This is a genomic window from Parafrankia irregularis (assembly GCF_001536285.1).
GTDB lineage: Bacteria > Actinomycetota > Actinomycetes > Frankiales > Frankiaceae > Parafrankia > Parafrankia irregularis.
This window is the reverse complement of record NZ_FAOZ01000004.1, coordinates 473,658-493,352: the sequence shown is the minus strand read 5'-3', so window position 1 is coordinate 493,352 and position 19,695 is coordinate 473,658. Positions and strand designations below refer to the sequence as shown.

General features: G+C 68.9%; 17 protein-coding genes. 13 read left to right on the top strand and 4 right to left on the bottom strand.

Annotated features, from left to right (window positions below):
• Positions 1 to 832: 832 nt before the first annotated feature.
• From AWX74_RS09125 to AWX74_RS09110, 4 genes are all read right to left on the bottom strand, one after another.
• Positions 833 to 1,123 (bottom strand): hypothetical protein, encoded by a 291-nt coding sequence (locus tag AWX74_RS09125; protein ID WP_091273638.1) that lies wholly within the window; start codon positions 1,121 to 1,123, stop codon positions 833 to 835.
• A 258-nt stretch (positions 1,124 to 1,381) separates the two neighbouring features.
• Entirely contained in the window at positions 1,382 to 2,428 is a 1,047-nt protein-coding gene (locus AWX74_RS09120) for a type III polyketide synthase (protein ID WP_278184623.1), read from the bottom strand.
• Positions 2,429 to 2,826: 398 nt separating this feature from the next.
• Positions 2,827 to 3,876, bottom strand: coding sequence for a serine hydrolase (locus tag AWX74_RS09115; protein ID WP_091273634.1), 1,050 nt, complete (start codon positions 3,874 to 3,876; stop codon positions 2,827 to 2,829).
• Between the two features lie 569 nt (positions 3,877 to 4,445).
• Positions 4,446 to 5,441, bottom strand: coding sequence for an SDR family NAD(P)-dependent oxidoreductase (locus AWX74_RS09110; RefSeq protein WP_091273632.1), 996 nt, complete (start codon positions 5,439 to 5,441; stop codon positions 4,446 to 4,448).
• A 121-nt stretch (positions 5,442 to 5,562) separates the two neighbouring features.
• Between AWX74_RS09110 and AWX74_RS09105 the strand changes: the two genes are divergently transcribed.
• From AWX74_RS09105 to AWX74_RS09045, 13 genes are all read left to right on the top strand, one after another.
• Entirely contained in the window at positions 5,563 to 6,144 is a 582-nt protein-coding gene (locus AWX74_RS09105) for a TetR/AcrR family transcriptional regulator (protein WP_091273630.1), read from the top strand.
• 410 nt (positions 6,145 to 6,554) lie between these two features.
• A complete protein-coding gene (locus AWX74_RS09100) occupies positions 6,555 to 7,412 on the top strand; it encodes an SAM-dependent methyltransferase (RefSeq protein WP_091273627.1) in 858 nt (285 codons plus the stop codon).
• Between the two features lie 242 nt (positions 7,413 to 7,654).
• Positions 7,655 to 8,092: a Fur family transcriptional regulator gene (locus AWX74_RS09095; protein ID WP_091273624.1), complete on the top strand. Its 438-nt coding sequence runs from the start codon at positions 7,655 to 7,657 to the stop codon at positions 8,090 to 8,092.
• Positions 8,093 to 8,246: 154 nt separating this feature from the next.
• Positions 8,247 to 10,487 (top strand): catalase/peroxidase HPI, encoded by a 2,241-nt coding sequence (gene katG / locus AWX74_RS09090; RefSeq protein WP_091273621.1) that lies wholly within the window; start codon positions 8,247 to 8,249, stop codon positions 10,485 to 10,487.
• A 903-nt stretch (positions 10,488 to 11,390) separates the two neighbouring features.
• Positions 11,391 to 12,161, top strand: coding sequence for a GNAT family N-acetyltransferase (locus tag AWX74_RS09085; RefSeq protein ID WP_091273619.1), 771 nt, complete (start codon positions 11,391 to 11,393; stop codon positions 12,159 to 12,161).
• A gap of 194 nt (positions 12,162 to 12,355) precedes the next feature.
• Positions 12,356 to 12,772 carry a hypothetical protein gene (locus AWX74_RS09080; protein ID WP_131799434.1) on the top strand — a complete coding sequence of 139 codons (417 nt, stop codon included), beginning with the start codon at positions 12,356 to 12,358 and terminating at the stop codon, positions 12,770 to 12,772.
• A gap of 80 nt (positions 12,773 to 12,852) precedes the next feature.
• Positions 12,853 to 13,596, top strand: a complete 744-nt coding sequence (locus AWX74_RS09075; RefSeq protein ID WP_091273614.1) for an ATP-binding cassette domain-containing protein — start codon at positions 12,853 to 12,855, stop codon at positions 13,594 to 13,596.
• Positions 13,596 to 14,927, top strand: a complete 1,332-nt coding sequence (locus AWX74_RS09070; protein WP_091273611.1) for a DUF7224 domain-containing protein — start codon at positions 13,596 to 13,598, stop codon at positions 14,925 to 14,927. Before AWX74_RS09075 ends, AWX74_RS09070 begins: the two co-directional genes overlap by 1 nt.
• Positions 14,928 to 15,020: 93 nt before the next feature.
• Positions 15,021 to 15,575, top strand: coding sequence for a hypothetical protein (locus tag AWX74_RS09065; protein ID WP_091273608.1), 555 nt, complete (start codon positions 15,021 to 15,023; stop codon positions 15,573 to 15,575).
• Between the two features lie 428 nt (positions 15,576 to 16,003).
• Complete coding sequence (locus tag AWX74_RS09060) at positions 16,004 to 16,858, top strand: SAM-dependent methyltransferase (protein ID WP_091273607.1); 855 nt, start codon at positions 16,004 to 16,006, stop codon at positions 16,856 to 16,858.
• A 77-nt stretch (positions 16,859 to 16,935) separates the two neighbouring features.
• Complete coding sequence (locus tag AWX74_RS09055) at positions 16,936 to 17,676, top strand: SDR family oxidoreductase (RefSeq protein WP_226931127.1); 741 nt, start codon at positions 16,936 to 16,938, stop codon at positions 17,674 to 17,676.
• Positions 17,677 to 17,966: 290 nt separating this feature from the next.
• Positions 17,967 to 18,821, top strand: a complete 855-nt coding sequence (locus AWX74_RS09050; protein ID WP_091273602.1) for an SAM-dependent methyltransferase — start codon at positions 17,967 to 17,969, stop codon at positions 18,819 to 18,821.
• A 4-nt stretch (positions 18,822 to 18,825) separates the two neighbouring features.
• On the top strand, positions 18,826 to 19,647 hold the full coding sequence (locus tag AWX74_RS09045; protein ID WP_091273599.1) for an NAD(P)-dependent oxidoreductase: 822 nt from the start codon (positions 18,826 to 18,828) through the stop codon (positions 19,645 to 19,647).
• Positions 19,648 to 19,695 lie beyond the last annotated feature (48 nt).

The following is a 19,695-nucleotide window of genomic DNA, read 5'->3' as shown; positions in this document are numbered from 1 at the left end:
CGGCGCAACCCCATAAGGCAGGCGTGGCGCGAAGTGCTCCGTGGCTCACCCCATCACCATAAAGCAGGACGGTGTACGCGGGCTCGCCACAGTCCTCCGCCCTCCGCACACCGCACACCGCACGACCGCCGACCGCCGACGCCCAGCGGCAGCCCGGAGCCGGAACTCGAAGACCCGAGGTGTTCGTCGCCCCGACGACCACGATCATCAGGTCTGACCCGGCGAACAGCGGCGGCCCGGAGCCACGGCTCGAAGATCTGCGGATTGTCGTCGCTCTGGAGCCTGTCACAGGTTGGCGCCGATCAAGATCGCTAGTCGGTGGGCAGGGAGGTTCGCACTCCACGAACGCAGCCGGACCGCCGAGCGCCCGGGAGCCCGGGAGCCCGGTTTGGCGAGTCGCAAGAGTGAACGATTACGGTCGTCCCGACGACCAGATTCCTTCTTTCTTGCGGGTCGCCAGGCGACCCTTCGCCCCGTTTTGCATCTTTTGGTCGAATTGCTTGGTGTCCCGCGGCGCGCTCCGGCCCGGGATGCCGCGGGAAAGCCTGACGGATCGAGCTCGGCGGTGACGCTCCTGCGGAGCACGGCGCACCCACGGGCGCCACCGCGCCGGCCACCAGTGAGAAAAGCCAGCGAGATCAGCCAGCGAGCACAGGCCCGACCGAGCCGCGGCCAGGTCGACGATCACGTCACCAGGCATGGGACCAGGCATGGGAAACGCCGCGCCGGGCGGCGACAACTGCCTGGCGCGGCGCTGTGAACGCAGGACAGGCGCGCCCGGTCGATCGTGGCCCCGTACCGCGCCTGCCCGTGCAGAAATCCCCCGCTGCTGCTAGCCGCCGAACGGCTGGCCCCGCCCCGCCGACTCGGATCCGAAACGCTCACTGGACTGGATGCCCTGGCCCGCGCCGATTCCCACCAGTTCCCGCAGGCGGTTCTCCACGTACCGCTCACTGTGGTGGGTCCTGTCCGCGATCCGGGCGACGAGATCGTTGATCCCGGTTGCGGCGTCCAGGTCCGAGGTGCTGACCTGGCCGAACTGGTCAAGCAGGCGGTAGCGCAGCTGCCGCCAGTTCCGGCGCAGCTGCTGCTCGATCTGCTGGCGCTGCTCCTGCTGATTCATTCTTGATCCCTCTCCAGATGATTTTTCGGCGCGACTACAGACGCCGGCTGCACGTTAACCCGACAGCCCGGCAGAACGCTTGAGTCTCCATTTGATTGGGCTGGAAAAGCGCCATCCGCGGCATTCATCGAACCGAACGAGGCCGGAAATCAAACGGTTTTCCCACACAGCTTCCCCGCACAGCCCGTCCGGGCAGCCCAGGAAGCCCGCCCAGGTGACCCGCTCGCGCCGTTCCCCCTCAGCGACCGCTGCCACCTCTCAGCGGTCGCTGCCGCCACCGCCACCGCGGCCACCGCGGCCACCGCGGACGGCTCGGGACCAGGTACCCACACAGGTCTCGGCCGTGATGCCGGGCCCGAATCCGGCGATCAGCCCGCGGGCGCCGTGCTCGAGCGTGTCGTCCTCGAACAGGCGGCGCAGCGAGTCGAGCACGACCGCGCTCGCGATGTTTCCGTAGTCGGTGAGGGTCGCCCGGCTGAAGCGGAAGAAGGCGGGATCGACGCCGAGAATGTCACGCAGATCATCGAGGATGCGCGGGCCGCCGGCGTGGATGATGTAGAAATCGAGGTCAGAGGCGTCCCAGCCATGACTGCTCGCCAGGGTCCGCAGCGCCGGCGCCAGCATCGGCATGGTCGCCGGAACCCTCTTGTCGAGCTGAAAATGGAATCCGGTCTCCCTGACCGCGTAGGAGATCCATTCCTCGGTGTCCGGAACCAGGAAGGATCCGTTCCGCTCCAGCTGGACGCCGTGACCGCCCTGCCCACGGACGACCGCCGCCGCGACCGCGTCACCGAACAGTCCGTTGGACAGCAGGTTTCCCACGCCGTCATCGGTCGGCTGATAGCACAGGGAACAGAACTCACAGGCGACGATGAGAACGTTCGCCGTCGGATAGGCCAGGCAGAACTCGCCGGCCCGGTTGATGGCGGCACCCCCGGCGGCGCAGCCGAGCTGGGCGATCGGAATCTGCCGGGTGTCGTTACGGAAGCCCATCCGGTTGATCATCCACGCCGTCATCGACGGCATGAGAAACCCGGTGCAGGAGACGAAGATGATCGCGTCGACGTCCGCCACGTCGAGCCCGGCACTGGCCAGCGCGACGTGCACCACCGCTGGAACCCGCTGCCGCGCCTCCTGCTCGTAAGCAGCGTTGCGGGCCTCGAAACCCGGATGCCGCAGGGTTTCCGCGATCGGACGCACCAGATGACGTTGACGCACCCCGGTGTTCTCGATGAGCCACAGCACCAGGTCAAGCCGCGGATGATCGCTGTGCAGCTGACGGGCCAGCTCCAGGGTCCGTTCCATGGAGATCACATGCTCCGGCACCATCACTGCCGGGCGACAGAGAATCGGCACAGCGCAAGCGCCTTCCTGGACGGTGGTTCGCCAGTCACGACAGCCACAACAGCGAAAACAGGTCGACCGGACTGTCAGCCTCGCCTCGTTCCAGAACCGGGCTCGTCCGGCGGACCAATCACACAAGCACCGGAGGCCGGCGCACATCACCGGCCGAACTCACGTCGCGGCGGCCTCCGTGTCCCCCGGTACAGGTACGTACCCGGAAGCCGTGACCAGCACGCTCCTCGCACCTTGTCGCAGCTTGTGCCACCCGGCTGACGCAGCAGTTCCTGGCCGTGCCGGCTGACACAGCAGTTCCTGGCCGTGTCAGCCGCGCACAGCCCGTCGGCCGTGCACCGTCCAGGTCAGCCCCGCACAGTCCCGGCGGCCCAGGCGATCCGCGAGAGGCCTTCGACGGTGGCGATACCGGTGCTCTCGCTGGCGCTGTCCCGGGTGTAGGCAGCCATCACGTAGTCGCGGCCGTTGCCGTGCACGTGGGCCAGGCTGTTGATCACCCATCCGCCGTCGTAGGGCAGCCAGCCGTTCTTGATCTCCACTGCCACCCCGGAAGGCACGCCCGCCGTCAGGCCCCACCGCTGGGATGAGATCACACCGTCAAGCAGGCTCTTCGCCGTGGCCCGGGCCGCGGTGGACAGCGTCGTGTTGGGGTAGGCAACCGCGCGCAGCACCGCGAGTTGGTCACTCGCCGTGGTCTTCGTCAGCCCCCACTTGCCGCCGGCGCCAGCGGTGGTCGCGCTCATCCCGAGCCGCTGGTAGAAGGCGTTCATGCCGGCGCTGCCACCCGCCTGGTTCCACAGCGAGGTGGCCGACGCGTTGTCACTGATCGAAATCATCTTCTTGGCCAGCGCTGTCTGGGACGAGGTCAGCTGACCGCTCTGACCGGTCTTCGACAGCAACGCGGCCAGGATGTCCAGCTTGACGGTGCTCGCCGTCTCCCACCCCGTCCGGGTCGTCGCGCTGCTGCTGACGACGGTCTCGCCGGTCGCGGCGTCGTACAGCGCGACACTGGTCGAGCCGGGACGTCCGGCCAGGTAGGCGCGGAACTGCTCCGCCAGGACGCTCGCGGTGACGCCGCCCTGCGCGGACGCACTGCTCGCCGCCAGCGGGTTGGGAGCCTCCGCGGCGCCGACGGCATTCGACCCGGCCGGGCCTGCGTCCGTGGCTGTGGCCCTTGCCGTGGGCTCGACCGTGGTTGCGGGGGTGGCCGTCGGAGCGGCGGTCGTCGCGGTGGGAGTGGACGTGGGCGCGGCCGTGGTGTCCGCCGAGGCCGCCGCGGTGGTGGGAGAAGGGTCCACGGAATGGACCAGCGCCGAGGTCGACGCGACCGCCGTCAGCCCGGCGGTGCCGGTGACCGTGGCCGCGGCGGTCGCCGCCGCGCTGGACGCCAGCAGCACAGCAGCAGCGCCCCCAACTGCAACAACGCGTTGCCGGGCACGCCGGTCGACACGGTGACTGCTGATGTTGCCGGTGGAGGTGTGCTTACGAGCCATGCCCGTTGTCTACGGACAGAAGGGCCAGCTGGATGTGTCCGGAATGTTAACCCATGTAAATTGTTGCTCACGGTAAGCATCTGTAACCATGCGTAAGGTATCTGCCCGCCCGGATTAGGCGCACATACGTCGACAAGGCCGGCAGCCAGGAAACCTACCCCGCCGCGAAACAAAACCCGCTGATCAGGAATCGACGATCGATCAAAGCCCACCTTCGGAGACGACCGGCAGCCCCGCACAGGCTCCGACCGTGTCGCGATCCCTCCAGTGAGGATCAGCGCCCCGGGGACGAACCCCAGCCTCATCCCTCACCGGGTTGGATCCTCCTGAGGATGATCAGCGGCCCCAGTGCAACGCCCAGGACCACGAACGCCCTGGCAGGAACGCCGGCGGACGGCCGATCCGCGGCATCGGCCGTCCGTCACGCCACGTGGCCGACAACCCGGAACCGAGTGGGCTGCGGCGGGGCGGGATCAGCTGGCGGCTGTCACGCCGAGGCCGAGGGTCCGCTCGGAGACGTCCCAGAGCTGGGCGGCGGCGTCCGGGTCAAGGGCGTAGGCGGCTACCCCGTTGCGGGCGCCGAGGACGCCGACCTGGGCCTCGTTGCAGTCCTCGAAGTAGCGTCCGCCGATGCCGGCGAGCAGCGGCGAGGTCGCGACCAGCACCGAGGTCGCGGCACCCTGCTCGGGGGTCTTCCATTTCAGGTCGCCGCCGCCCGCGGCGGCACGCAACCGGGCGAGATCCTCGTCGGAGACGTAGCGCTGCAGGTTGGTGCGGATGCCGCCGGGCATCAGGGCGTTCACGGTGATGCCGTCGTCGGCCCAGCGGCGGCTGGCCTCGACGGCGAACAGCACGTTGGCCGTCTTCGACTGCCCGTAGGCCCCCCACGGGTCGTAGGGGCGGCGGTCGAAGTGGATGTCGTCGAAGACTACCGGGGAGCGGTGGTGGGCACTGGAGCTCACCGAGACGACACGGGCACCACCGCCGACCGAACCGCCACCGCCCGCAGCCGCAGCCGCAGCCAGGGCGTCGTGCAGGCCGACGGTCAGCGCGAAGTGGCCGAGGTGGTTGGTGGCGAACTGCAGCTCCCAACCTTCGGGGGTGCGTGTCAGCGGCGAGGCCATGACGCCGGCGTTGTTGACGAGGATGTCCAGCGGCCCGTCCCAGCGGCGCACGAAGGCGGCCACCGAGGCCTGGTCGGCCAGGTCGAGCGCCTCGACAAGCACCCGCCCTGCAGCCGTGCCGGAGCCGGAGCCGGTGATGTCGGCGGCGGTGCGTTCGCCCGCGGCCAGGTCGCGGACGGCCAGGGTGACCTCGGCTCCGGCGGAGGCGAGTGCGCGGGCGGTCTCGATGCCGATGCCGGAGGCGCCGCCGGTCACGATGGCGCGGCGGCCGGTGAGGTCGATGCCGGCGATCACCTCGGCGGCCGTCGACTCGGCGTTGAACGGGGTAGTGATCCGATCAGTCATGATCCGGTTTCTCCTCGGTACGCTTATCCGGAGTCTCCTCCGTTCCACTCGACAGGAACCGGAGGGGGCTCCGGAAAATTTCCCGGCCGGCCAGCCCGGCCGGCCAGGAGGTCGAGAGCTGATGCCATCCACCCGCCCCCTGCGTGTGGATGCCCGGCGCAACCGGCAGCGGCTGCTCGACGCGGCCGTCCGCCTGCTGCCGCAGGAGGAGGACGGCGCCGAGGTCACGCTCGCCGCGATCGCCAAGGAGGCCGGCGTCGGCATCGGGACGCTGTACCGCCATTTCCCCACCCGGGAGGCGCTTGTCGACGCCGCCTACCGCGGTGAGCTCGACCGGCTGTGCGACTCGGTCGACGGGCTCGTCCGCGACCTGCCACCGGATCAGGCGCTGCGCGAGTGGATGGACCGGTTCGTCGACTACATGGCGACGAAGCGCGGGATGGGCGGGGCGCTTCGCGCCCTGGTCGCCGCCGGCGGTGATCCGTTCGTGAACAGCCGCCGGCGGCTGACCGACGCGGTGGCGATGCTGCTGGCCGCCGGGGTGTCGGCGGGCGTGCTGCGCGCGGACGTCACCGCTGACGATCTCCTGCTCGGCATCAGTGGCGTGACCCTGGCGACCGCGGATCGCGGCGACCGCGCCCAGGTCGGGCGCCTGCTCGACCTCCTGCTGGATGGCCTCAGAGCCGCCGGGTCAGCCAGATAGGCGGGCAAGGGCAAGCTGGTCTGGCAGGTAGTGGCCTCGGGCCGAGAACGCGGGTTCACCGCACCGGTACACGCATGCACGGTGCGAACAAGAGGGCAATGGGCCCAGTTGACTAGACATTTCGCGCAGATCGCGCCGTCGTGTGGCGGCTCCGCGGCACCGGTTTACCTCCAGAAGCAACCAGTGGCCACGTTTGCCGCGACGGCCGGCAGCCGTCCACCGGGTCCGGGTGGGCCGGAACTCCATTTGCTCCCTTCTGACAAAACAGCGCCTGCCTCATCAGCGGAACGGTAGGGTTCTACCCGCAACGTCGGCACTGTCCGCCGGCGGCGCCAGTGCCGCGTTCGGCAGATGTGACCCACCCGTACGCAGGCGCCGGAAGAATATTCGCGCCCACTACGGGGGAATTCGTGACCACTGAGGCCGAGCCCAACGACGGCGGCACTTCCGTCATCATCGCCGACGGAACGCCACTGGACGTCGACCTGAAAACCGATGTGCCGCACCCGGCCCGGGTCTACGACTACATCCTCGGCGGGACGGAGAATTTCCCGGCCGACCGCGCGGCAGCCGCAGAATTTTCCAGGCATTTGCCGAACCTGCCGACGTCCATGCGGGCGAACCGCAACTTCATGGCCCGGGTGGCACACAACCTGGCGGCGGAGCACGGCATCCGACAGTTCCTCGACATCGGCTCCGGGCTGCCGACCTCCCCGAACCTGCACGAGGTCGCCCAGCGGGTCGCGCCCGAGTCGCGGGTGGTCTACGTCGACCGCGACCCCATCGTTCTGCTGCACGCCCGGCCGCTGCTCACCAGCACTCCCGAGGGCAGCACCGCCTACCTCGACGCCGACCTGAGCCGGCCGCAGGAGATCCTGCAGTCCGCCCAGTTGCAGGAGACCCTTGACCTGAGCAAGCCGGTGGCGGTCAGCCTGTTGGCGGTCGTCCAGTTCATCCCGGATGACGCGATCGTGAAGAACGTCATCAGCGAGCTCCTGGCGCCGCTGGCCCCGGGCAGCATCCTGGCGATCTCCACCGTGACGGCGGACTTCGCCCCCGAGGAGGTGGCGGACGGCACCGCCGCCTACCGGGCCAGCGGGATCCCGATGGTTTCGCGTGACCTGACGGCCGTCGCGGCCTTCTTCGGCGGCCTGGAACTGCTCGACCCGGGCATCGTCCTCGTCCATCGCTGGCACCCCGACGCCGAGTCGGCCGCCATCGAGGACAGCCACGTCTACATGTACGGCGGCGTCGCCCGCAAGCCGTAGTCGATCAACACGCGCAAGCCGTAGTCGATCAACGCGGGCAAGCCGCAGTCGATCGCCCAGGTTCGCCGAAGCCGCGGCCGGATCCCTTCCGGCCGCGGCTTTCTCGTTCCCGGACCAGCCCCACCCGATCGCTCTCGACCCGGCCGCCCCCGCCCGGCCCGGGTGCGCCGCCGCACCCCGCCCCCAAAAAGATCTTGAACTGTTTCTTGACTCGTTCAGGAAAAGGGCGCACCGTAGTGCGCATGACGACGTCCGCGGACTTCCAGCAGATGCTGAGGGGGGCCGCCCTGCGCGTCACCCGTCCGCGGGTGGCCGTGCTCGGCGCGGTCCACGCGCATCCGCACGCCGACACCGACTCGATCATCGGGGCAGTGCGCGCGGAGCTCCCCGAGGCCTCCCACCAGGCCGTCTACGACTCGCTGCGGGTACTCACGAACGCGGGCCTGGTGCGGCGCATTCAGCCGGCCGGCTCGGTGGCCCGGTACGAGTCGCGGGTCGGAGACAACCACCACCACGTCGTCTGCAGATCCTGCGGCGCCATCTCGGATGTCGACTGCGCCGTGGGCGAGGCACCGTGCCTCACCGCCTCCGACGACAACGGGTTCTCGATCGACGAGGCCGAGGTCGTCTACTGGGGCCGCTGCCCCGCCTGTTCCGGTTCCGACGCCGGAAGTTTCTGATCCCCCACCACCGATCACCCGAGAAACCGAGCACCTGAAGACCGGTTCGCCTTGCGATCCACCGCCGCCCGTTCACCAATCAATCCAACCGTCACTCTCAGTGCACAATTCGTGACCCGATTAGCCCTGACGAGATCCCTGCCCGGAGGGTTGCATGTCCGAGAACCAGGAAAAGGAAGTCTTTCCCACCGACACGGAAAGCAACGCGGCCGGAGGCTGCCCGGTGGCGCACGGCCGCGCCCCGCACCCCACCCAGGGGGGCGGCAACCGCGGCTGGTGGCCGCAGCAGCTCAACCTGAAGATCCTCGCCAAGAATCCGGCCGTGGCGAACCCGCTCAGCTCGGATTTCGACTACGCGGCGGCCTTCAACACCCTCGACCTCGCCGCCGTGAAGCGGGACATCACCGAGGTGCTGACGACATCCCAGGAATGGTGGCCGGCGGACTTCGGGCACTACGGCCCGTTCATGGTCCGGATGGCCTGGCACAGCGCCGGTACCTACCGCATCAGTGACGGCCGTGGCGGTGCCGGGGCCGGCCAGCAGCGTTTCGCGCCGCTCAACAGCTGGCCGGACAACGGGAACCTGGACAAGGCCCGCCGCCTGCTCTGGCCGGTCAAGAAGAAGTACGGCCAGGCACTGTCCTGGGCCGACCTGATGATTCTCACCGGTAATGTCGCGTTGGAATCGATGGGACTGCCCACCTTCGGTTTCGCCGGTGGCCGTCCCGACGTCTGGGAACCCGACGAGGACGTCTACTGGGGCCCGGAGCAGACCTGGCTCGGCGACGAGCGCTACACCGGTGACCGGGAGCTCGAGGAGCCGCTCGGCGCGGTGCAGATGGGCCTGATCTACGTCAACCCGGAAGGCCCGAACGGCAACCCGGACCCGCTCGCCGCGGCCCGCGACATCCGCGAGACGTTCCGCCGGATGGCGATGAACGATGTCGAGACGGTCGCGCTGATCGCCGGCGGGCACGCCTTCGGCAAGACGCACGGCGCGGCGAACCCGGACGATTACGTCGGTCCGGAGCCCGAAGGCGCCCCGCTGGAGGAGCAGGGCCTCGGCTGGAAGAACAGCTTCGGCACCGGCAAGGGTGGTGACACGATCACCAGTGGTCTTGAGGGTATCTTCACCGACACCCCGACCACCTGGGACAACAGGTTCTTCGAGATCCTCTTCGGCTACGAGTGGGAGCTGACGAAGAGCCCGGCCGGGGCGAACCAGTGGAAGCCGAAGGACGGTGCCGGCGCCGGTACGGTCGCCGACGCGCACGATCCGTCCCGCCGGCACGCTCCGACGCTGCTGACGACGGACCTGGCGCTGCGTTTCGACCCGATCTACGAGCCGATCTCGCGGCGCTTCCTGGAGCACCCGGAGGAGCTCACCGACGCCTTCGCCCGAGCCTGGTTCAAGCTGACCCACCGTGACATGGGCCCGATCCAGCGCTACCTCGGCCCGGAGGTCCCGGCCGAGCGGCTGATCTGGCAGGACCCGGTGCCCGCGGTGGATCACGAGCTGGTCGACGCGGCGGACGTCGCCAGCCTCAAGGCGCAGGTCCTCGCCTCGGGGCTGCCGGTGTCGCGGCTGGTCGCGGTGGCGTGGGCGTCCGCGTCGACGTTCCGCGGCGGGGACAAGCGCGGCGGCGCGAACGGCGCCCGCATCCGGCTGGAGCCGCAGCGCGGCTGGGAGGTGAACGAGCCCGACGAGCTGGCCACGGCGCTGCGGACGCTGACGGAGATCCAGGAGGGCTTCAACGCCGCCCAGACCGGCGGGAAGGAAGTCTCGCTGGCCGACCTGATCGTGCTGGCCGGCGCCGCCGCGGTCGAGGCCGCCGCCCGCGCCGCCGATGTCGAGGTGGAGGTGCCGTTCACCCCGGGACGCACCGACGCGACCGAGGAGCAGACCGACGTCGAGTCGTTCGTCCCGCTCGAGCCGAAGGCGGACGGGTTCCGCAACTACCTGGGCAAGGCCAGCCGCCTGCCGGCGGAGTTCCTGCTGGTCGACCGGGCGAACCTGCTGACCCTGAGCGCGCCCGAGCTGACGGTGCTGGTCGGAGGCCTGCGGGTGCTCGGGGCGAACTATGGGCAGTCGCAGCTCGGCGTCCTCACCACCGCCCCCGGGTCGCTGACGAACGACTTCTTCGTCAACCTCCTCGATCTGGGGACGACCTGGGCGCCGAAGGCGGACGAGGCCGGCCTGTACGAGGGCCGCGACGACGCCACCGGTGCGGTCCGCTGGACGGCCAGCCGGGTCGACCTGGTCTTCGGGTCGAACTCCGAGCTGCGGGCACTCGCGGAGGTCTACGCGAGTGACGACGCGAAGGAGAAGTTCGTGCACGACTTCGTCGCCGCCTGGGTCAAGGTGTCGAACCTCGACCGCTACGACCTGGTCTGATTCCACCGAGCCGGACTGGTTCCACAGAGCCGGACTGGTTCCACGAAGCGACGGCGGGGCGCCACCCGGGCAGGTGACGGGCGGCGCCCCCCTCAGCCGCCTGAGCGCCGGCCACGCATCCACGTTGCCGGCGTTCCGCGTCTGGCGCTCGGTCCGGATTCCGGCGTCCTGAGCCCGGATTTCGCCTGGGCCCGCGCACGTTCGGCGGAGCCGCCCCGGCCCGCGACGGACGGCCGGCGGGCGGGCAGCTCGGATCATCGAGTGATATGCCTCACATGATGTGCGGGCACCCCGGCCGCCCACTCACGCCTTTCAACACGCTCTGTGTACGGAGCTCACGGCATCGCGATTCATGCCCCGACAGCAGGTCGACCCCTCAACGTGCATCGCTCCCGTCGGTGCGAGGCCAGAGACGCTCGGTACACAGAATCCACGCCGTTACTCTTGGTAAGGAAATCGCTTCAACCGCTCCGGCTCCCGCCTGACGTTCGGCGATGCCGCCCGCGACTAAGCCTTGCTCGCCATAAATAGCCCGACTAGCATGCCGAAAGTCGGAGAATACAGATTTCACCGAAATCTATCGAGGCTGCTGGTGTCGCGCCGCGGGGCGATGCAAAAAGAGGGACGCGGCTCGGCGGGCGTTTGTGGTGCGCAGACAACCGGTGCTGCCGTGGTCCGGCCGCTCCCTCACTTCGCCCTGGCTCGAGACATACCAAGGACAGGGCTGGAGTCCGGACATTTGACGAACGAAACCATATCGGCCCGCGGTGGCCCGGGAGCTCCCTCCCGGGAGGTGGTGGAGGCGGGCCTGGCCGATTTCCTGGCAGACCTCACCGGATTTTCGCGGGAGCTCTTCTCCTTTGGCGCAAAATTTCACGAGGACCTGGCGGTTGATTCTCTGCAGTGCTGGAGCTGGTGCACTGGCTGACCACAGCCGGTGTCCCTCGGGAGGCACTCGACCAGAACCATCCGCAAACTTTCGGCGATCTCGTCGAGCTGCTCGGGAGCATTCCGGAAGAATCGCCGCAGACAAAGAACGAAGGCGACGCCGACGCCGACGTGCCCGGGGTGTCACATCCGCGCCCCATCCGACTCAGGACGCACAATATTGCCCTGGGCCCGGTGAATCCAGATTCGCATCACTTTCTCTACCAGCTGGCCATCAGCGAGGAGCTGGGTCACCGCTGGCGGTTCCGTGGCGCGGTCCCGACTTTCGAGGCGTTCCAGCACGGAATCCAGCAGGGCGTTCTCACGCAGTTCGTCGCATATCTGTGGCCGACACTCGAACCTATCGGCCATGTTGTCTGCTACAACCATGATCAGCGGCGCAGGAGTGCATACATTGCGGCTGTCTTCACGCCGGAAGCCATAGCACGGGGGCTTCCGATGGAGGCGGTCAGCCTGTTCATCGACCACGTCTTCCAGGTTTACGGCCCGAGAAAGCTCTACGCAGAGCTTCCCGAATACAACTTCACCCAGATCGCCAGCGGCCGGGGCAGGTGGTACGACGTCGAGGGCTGCCTCCGGGAGGCGATCTACTACGACGGGCGCTACTGGGACGAGTACATAATCGCGGTCTGGCCGAGCCGGCGACGAGCGGCGTCGGGACTGCTGACCTTCGGGCCGCGAATCTCGGGACAGGTCGACGCCGAGCGCCGCGCGGATCGCCTCTGAAACCCGCCCTGCCCGGGTGGCCGTCAGCCCCGCCGAGAAGACCACCTCCCCGATGACCACCATGCTTTTCGAGGCCAACGGATTCACGGATCTTCCTGGAGCCCCAACAGACGTCTACCCATTCGAACCAGAACGGCGACGCCGGGCCCGGGAACCAGAAAAACCGAAACAACGACGAAAGAGAGCTGGTCGAAATGAGAAGGTCCGCGGCCGTGGCCGCCGGTGTTCCCGTCGCCATCATGGGGATGGGACTACCGGCATATGCGTACGAGGGCACCTTCAGCTCGTACATCGATGACGCCGTGACCGGCTTCGAGTCACGCTGGTGGCAGGACAACAACTCGACGAACGACGACACGATCGTGACGTTCAAGGGCTGCCGGGTCAACAACAACAGCACCGGAGGCGCGGACGCCGGAATCGCGCTCCGCTGGTCGCGCCCCTATCTGCCGGACGGCGAGGGCAGCACCGTCGTGCTGAACTGCTACGACAGCGACAACTATCACTGGGCCGACCCCGCCGCCACAAACTACCGATTCAGGCTGAAGACCATCAACGGCTCGGATTCGGGTAGAATCCTCGACGTCGAGACTGTCGGCGTGAGCTGGTAGAAATCGGAGCTGCTGGGTGCCGTGCGCCGCGGGGCACGGCACCCGTCCGCCCGCCCGCTCCGAAAAAATGGATGACGTTTGTGCTTCTCGTGTTTGACGAAATTTCCTACTCCTATCGTGCTGGGCGGGATGTCTTCCGGAACCTGACCTGCGCCTTCCAGCCCGGGCGCACGGTACTACTGGGCCCGAACGGCGCGGGAAAATCCACCCTGCTCGCCGTCGGCGCGACGGTGCTGGCGCCACGCACCGGCCGTGTCACCTTCGACGGGCGTCCGATCCAACAAGGGTCCGGGCGCCGGCAGTACCGACGCGAGATGGCCTGGATGCCGCAGCACGTCAGGCCCATGGCCGGTCTGACGATTCGTGAGCAGGTCGCCTACGTCGGCTGGCTCAAGGGAATGTCGAAGGCGGAGTCCTGGAGAGAGGCGAAGAACGCGCTCTCCCAGGTCGGCCTCGACCACCGGGAGAACGAACTGGCCAGGGCTCTGTCCGGCGGGCAGCTCAGACGGGTGGGTATCGCCCAGGCAGTGGTCCACCGAGCGAGGATCGTGCTCATGGACGAGCCGACGGCGGGTCTGGACCCCGCTCAGCGGCAGGTCTTCACTCAGCTCGTGTCGGATCTGGCCGAATCGGCCACGGTCGTGGTGTCGACCCATCAGACCGAGGATCTCCTCGAGAGTTTCGACAACGTCGTCGTCCTGGACCGTGGTGAGGTGCGGTTCTCCGGCTCCGTGGCCGACTACCTCGCTCTGGCCGACAGCCCGGATGCCCCGGTAGGACGCCAGGCCGCGCTCGCGTACACCCATCTGGTCTCGGAAAGCTGATGGCCCGTCGACTTCGGCTCGGCTATGCGGTGCGTTCGCGCCTGAGCTCGCGATGGACCTGGTACCTGAGATCCCATGCGGCGCTGAAAGCCCCCTTCTTCATCGTTCCGATGGTTCTCCTCTACGAGACCTCCGCCTTCGTGACGATGCAGCTCGGAGACGGGTACTGGGTAACCGGCTCCGCCAAGGCGTCCTATGCGCTTCCGTTCGTGGCGCCCGTGTGCGCGGCAGCCGCGGCATGGGAGGCCGGTCGTCTCGGGAGGTCTGGCGCGCTTCGGCTGGCTCCCGCACGCAGTGTCTTCCATGTTCTGCTTCGGTTGGTCAGCCCCATCGCCGCGGCGGGGCTTCTCGGTCTGCTGCTTTCCTACGTCGCGGTCGGCTTCGAGCTCGACGCGGTGACCGGTCACCCCAGTCCTGTCATCGCCGCCGCCGCGGTCGCCGTGGTGACGGGGATGACCGCGGCCGGGCTGATCTTCGGGTGGTTCCTTCCAGGGGTCATCGCCGCGCCGGCGGTCGCGGTGCTCGGCTGGATCCTGATCACATATCCCGTGACGGTCAGTCCACCCTGGTTGCGCCACCTCAACGGGATGCCGGAGGACTGCTGCATGCTGGCCGCGCAGCCGTCGGCCGGCGTCTTCTTCGCCCCGGCCGCACTCGCGGCGGGGGCTGTCCTGGTCCTGATCCTGCTGGTGCGGGAGACCAGGCATCCGCGCTGGATGCTGCTTCCCGGCCTGGCCGTGTCCGCGGTCGCGGTCACGGCCGCCTGCCTCACCGCCAGATCCATGGGGGATTCGCCCCAGAGCGAACGCGATCCCGGTGACCTGCGATGTGCCGGTTCCAGTCCGCTGGTGTGCGTCTGGCCGGAGCACGCGAACCTGCTCTCGGAGGCCGCCACGCAGGCTCAGGTTGTCCGCTCCCGCCTGCAGGCGATCGGCCTGGACGTCCCGGGGACCGCCTCCGAGGCATCCACCGCGGACTGGTTCTTCTACCTGCCCGGCGACGCGGACGCCGCCGAGGTCCGACTGGCGCTCGCTCGCGCGGTGGTTCCGCGTCCGCCGGAATGCGAGCCGGGTCGCCCACCCCGTCAGCTGCCGCCCTGGGAAAGCATGCGGACGGCATCGTCGTCGCTCGCGGTGCCCTACCTGCAGGCCTGGCTGGCGCTCCAGGTGGGCGTTCCGGAGCAGTATGTCGCCGATGCCTACCCGGTGGACGTTCTGACATATCTCCACGAACGGGCGGGAAGCCCTGTCTCCCACCAACGGGAAGAATACGAGCGGACACTTGCGCTGGTACGGGACTGCCGACCGCTCGGGGGCACCGATGGCACCTGACCCCACGAGGCGCGGACGCTCTGATCTCGGGGCCCGTCCAGTCACCACCGGCGGGTACGCGTGATCTGGTGGTGGCGCAACCGTGGTTACACGATGCACTTCTCCGTCGTGGTGGGCTCGCTCGTCGCCGTGCTCCTGGTGGGTGACGCGGCCTTTCCGGTCCCGAGCCTCCTTGGCGGTTCCAGCCTGCGGCTCCCCGTCATGCTCCTGCTCCCGCTGGCCCCGTCGAGCGTGGTCTCCTACTGCCTGTCCAGACGCGACGGCCTCGAGCTGACCGGTACACGGCCCACGCGGTGGCTCGACTGCGCGGTGATGGTGATGACCGCGGCGATCGGGATGCTGGCGGGAACCCTGCTCCAGGTGACGGGGCTCAATGACCAGGGGTTCGCCGCGGGCCGCAACATGGCCGGGTACATAGGTCTTTCACTGGTCGGTGTGGCGATCGTCGGCGCCCAGGCCTCGTCCCTGTTCCCGGTTACCGTGGCGGTCGTCACCAGTTCGCTGGGCGCACAGGTCAACGGGCAGGCCAGGAGCTGGGCGTGGCCGGCGGCCGGCGCGGAGTCGCTGCTGGCGTTGGTGGTGGCCCTGGCGACTCTTGTCCTGGGCCTTCTCTGCGGCCTTGTCTGGGGCGGCAGGGCCGGTAGGTAAAAGCCGGTAGGCAGGGCCGACGGATACCGCGGGCCGGGGCCGCCTGATGCCGGCCGCACCACGCTGGGCCTGTTGGTCGCCCTGCTGGTCGCCGGTAAGGCCGGCTCTGCCGGGCTGCGCACTGCAGTGAACTTCCCGACGCCGCCTACAGGACCAAAGACCCTGTCGCTCCTCGTCGAAATACCCCGGAGAACCGGCGCCGAGCGGCCATGCCGCGTCCCACCCACCCTCCGAACGCCGCTACCTGGGCAAAGACCACGGCGCGCGGGCGGATCGGGGCCTGCGCCGGCCTCTTCACAGGTATGTTCGCGTCAGCCAAAGTGGTCCGAATGTCCTACCCTGTCCGATTGCCGCGATGGGGTGGTGGGAAAGTGCTAGCAAGCAAACGCCACCGTCGAGGGCGGCTGATATCAGAGGTGGGGGTAGTCGTGACTGACCGCGACGATGCCGACTGGGGTAGTACCTCGCTGGCACCGGGGTGGACTCCGCCGAACGTCAACCTGAAGACCGACGTCCCCCACTCGGCGCGGGTCTACGACTACATCCTCGGCGGTAAGGACAACTTCCCGGCAGATCGGGCCGCGGCCGGAGATTTCACCCGGAGCATGCCTAACCTGCCGACATCCATGCGGGCGAACCGGAACTTCATGGCCCGGATGGCCCATGTCGTGGCCGCCGAGCACGGCATTCGGCAGTTCCTCGACATCGGCACCGGGCTGCCGACCGAGCCGAACCTGCACGAGGTCGTCCAGAAGGTCGCCCCCGACGCACGGATCGTCTACGTCGACAACGACCCCATCGTCCTCGTGCACGCCCGGGCCCTGCTCACCAGCACCCCCGAAGGCCGCACCGCCTACCTCGACGCCGACTTCACCGATCCCCGGAGCATCCTGAAGTCGGAGCAGCTCGCTTCGACCTTCGACCTCGACCAGCCCGTCGCGGTCAGCCTGATCGCGATCCTGCAGTTCGTCCCCGACGACGCGATCGTGCAGGACGTCCTCGACCAGCTGATGGCTCCTCTTCCGGCGGGGAGCCTCCTGGCGCTGTCCACCGTCACGGCCGACTCCGCCCCCGAGGAGATAGCCGCCGGCGTCGCCGCATACGGCGCCAGCGGTATTCCGATGGTCGCGCGGGACAGGAGCACCGTCGAAGGCTTCTTCCGCGGGCTGGAAATCCTCGACCCGGGTGTCGTGCTCGTCCACCGCTGGCACCCCGACGCCGAGGCGGCCGCCCTCGCCGACAGCCAGGTCTACATGTACGGCGCGATCGCCCGCAAGCCGTAGCCAAACCGCTCGACCGCCTAGCCGACCGGTTGAGCCGCCGACTCCAGTGCAGGTAAACAGTTGACTGGATCAGGGGCATGGCCGGACCGGACGGAGTGGGGCGCATGGGCGAGGTCGCGATCATCACGGGTGCCGCGGGCGGCATCGGAGAGGCCACCGCCCGCCTGCTGGCCGCCTCGGGCGTGCACTGTGTGCTTGTCGACCGCAACCAGGCCGTTTCCGACGTCGCCGCGTCCATAGGCGGTGAGGCGGTGGTGGGAGACCTGACCGACCCCGACCTGTCGCTGCGGATGGTCGCCGCGGCCGGTGACCGGCTGGACCTGCTGGTGCTCAACGCCGGGCACAACTGTGCCGACAAGGACCCGGCCACCCTCGACCTGGACCGTTACCAGGCCGTGGTCGGCGTCAACCAGCATTCGGTGGTCTACGGGCTTCGCGGCGCGCTACCGGCGATGCGCGCCCGCGGCGGCGGTTCGATCGTCGTGACCGCCTCCCACGCGGCGCTGCGGGGCGTCGAGCAGGACCCCATCTACACGATGACCAAGCACGCGGTGATCGGCCTGGTCCGGGCGCTGTCCGGACCGCTGTCCCGGGAGAACATCCGGCTCGGCGCCGTCTGCCCCGGTCTTGTCGACACTCCGCTGACGGCCCCCGCGCGCGATCAGTTCCGCGCCGCGGGCGTCCCCATGCTCACCGCCGACGACGTGGCCGCCGCCGTCGTCGAGCTGCTGCGGACCGGTGAGCCGGGAACCGAGCTCGTCCTCACTCCCGGACGCCCGACGACCAGGTATGTGCCCACGCCTCTGGACCTGGGCTGATCCGTTACCGGCCGCTGATCCGTTACCGGCTGTCGAGTCCTGACGGGGCGTTGAGCCGTTACGGGCTGTTGAGCCGTTACGGGCTGTTGACCGGTGTGCGCGCCGAAAAGCGAAGACGCCTGGTCAGCGGCCATTTCACGACTAACCGACCGGGCGACTTTCGCGTGGTCACCGACCTGCGCTTCCCGCCGTGGCACCCCCATGTGACACCCCCCGGACAGGGGGTGCGAGAGTCTGCTGAAGAAGCTGTCACAAGTAGCAAGTGGGCAATATCGGAGATAGGGGTAGTCGTGACTGACCGCGACGACGCCAAGTGGGGCGCCAGCCGGGGAGCACCGAACTGGGCGCCGGCCAACGTCGATCTGAAGACCGACGTACCGCACTCGGCGCGGGTCTACGACTACATCCTCGGCGGTAAGGACAACTTCCCGGCCGACCGCGCGGCGGGCGACCAGACCGAGAAAATGATGCCGGGCCTGTCGCGATCCATGCGGGCGAACCGGAACTTCATGGCCCGGATGGCCCATGTCGTGGCCACCGAGCACGGCATCCGGCAGTTCCTCGACATCGGCACCGGGCTCCCGACGACGCCGAACCTGCACGAGGTCGTCCAGAAGGCCGCCCCCGAGTCACGGATCGTCTACGTCGACAACGACCCCATCGTCCTGGTGCACGCCCGGGCCCTGCTTACCAGCACCCCCGAAGGCCGCACCGCCTACCTCGACGCCGACTTCACGGACCCGGAAAGCATCCTGAAGTCCGAGCAGCTCGCCTCCACCCTCGATCTCAGCCAGCCCGTCGCGCTCAGCCTGATCGCGCTCGTGCAGTTCATCCCGGACGAGGCGCTCATCCAGCACGTCATCGACACGCTCGTGGCATCGCTGGCCCCCGGCAGCATCCTCGCGCTCTCCACGGCCACCGGCGACTACGCGCCCGAAGCGGTGGAGCGTGGGGTCGCCGCGTACCGCGGCAACGGCATCCCGATGACCGCGCGGGACAAGGCCACGGTCGAAGGCTTCTTCCGCGGGCTGGAGATCCTCGACCCGGGCGTCGTCCTCGTCCACCGCTGGCACCCCGACGCCGACGCCGCCGGGTACAGCGACAACGAGGTGTTCATGTACGGCGCGATCGCCCGTAAGCTCTAGCGGCGTGAAGGTCGGTTTCATCGGCCTCGGCAGCATGGGGCTGCCGATGGCACAGCGGCTCCGGTCCGCCGGGCACGAGCTCACCCTCTACGCCCGCCGGCCGGCGTCGCTCGAACCGTTCACCGGGCTGGACGTCACCGTCGCCGCGACGCCGGCACTGCTGGGCGCGCGGGTCGAGGCGGTCGGGATCTGCGTGTTCGACGCGGCGGGCGTCGAGGAGGTCCTGTTCGGCCCGGAAGGGCTCGCCGCGAACGCGGCGCCGGGAACCGTCGTGCTCGTGCACAGCACCGTGTCACCGGCGCAGATCCGGGCCATCGCCGAACGGGCCGCGGGGCACGGCCTGCGCGTCCTGGACGCCCCGGTCAGTGGTGGCGCGCCACGCGCCCTCACCGGGGAGCTCACCGTCATGATCGGCGGTGACGCCGCGGCGCTCGCCGACGTCACCGGACTGCTGGCGGCGTTCTCGAACCAGGTCGTGCACCTGGGTGACGTCGGCGCGGCCTCACAGGCGAAGCTCATCAACAACACCCTGCTCGCCGCGCAGATCGTGCTCGCCGACGAGGCGATGACGGCCGGGCGGTCACTCGGCCTGGACCTCGAGGGCCTCGCGTCGGTCCTGCTGACGAGCAGCTCGTCCGGTGTGGGCTCCGGGGTACGCCTGCGCGCCGGCTCGCTGGCCGCCGTCGCCGACTCCCCCGCCGGCCCGACCCTCGCCAAGGACGTCACCCTGATGGCCGAGGTGCTCGCGTCCGCCCCAGGCCGCGACCTCGTCGAGGTGGCGAAGCGTCTCGTCACCGCGATCCGCGGTAAGCGCGATCCGCAGTAGCCGCGATCCGCAGTAGCCGCGACGGCGACGGCGAACCGGCCTCCTGGC